This is a genomic window from uncultured Tenacibaculum sp. (assembly GCF_947498805.1).
Lineage (GTDB): Bacteria > Bacteroidota > Bacteroidia > Flavobacteriales > Flavobacteriaceae > Polaribacter.
Genome location: NZ_CANMLT010000034.1, coordinates 1 through 263, shown reverse-complemented (window position 1 = coordinate 263; position 263 = coordinate 1). Strand labels below are relative to the sequence as shown.

Here is a 263-nt window from a genome sequence, read left to right as displayed (position 1 = left end):
CTTCCTGTAAAGGCATCACTTCCTGCTAAACTTCCAGTAGTGATTTGATATGTAAGAGCTGGATCAGTGTCTCCATACAACTTCGTCTTTGCATCTGCTGTTACTTCTACAACTCTTTTTCCTATTGTTAAGTTATTTGAAACATAGGTTAAGGTATAGTTGTTACTCAATGCTAAACTACCTTGATTTATTGCATAGGTTCCAACAGTCTCTCCTGAAACTCTTGTTAAGTTACCTGTAAAAGTATCTCCTCCAACTAAACT

General features: G+C 36.5%; 1 protein-coding gene. It reads right to left on the bottom strand.

Translation table 11 applies throughout. The features are described 5' to 3' along the window. Positions 1-263 (bottom strand): MBG domain-containing protein (locus Q0873_RS18225; protein ID WP_299110232.1); only part of this gene is annotated, 263 nt, incomplete at both ends.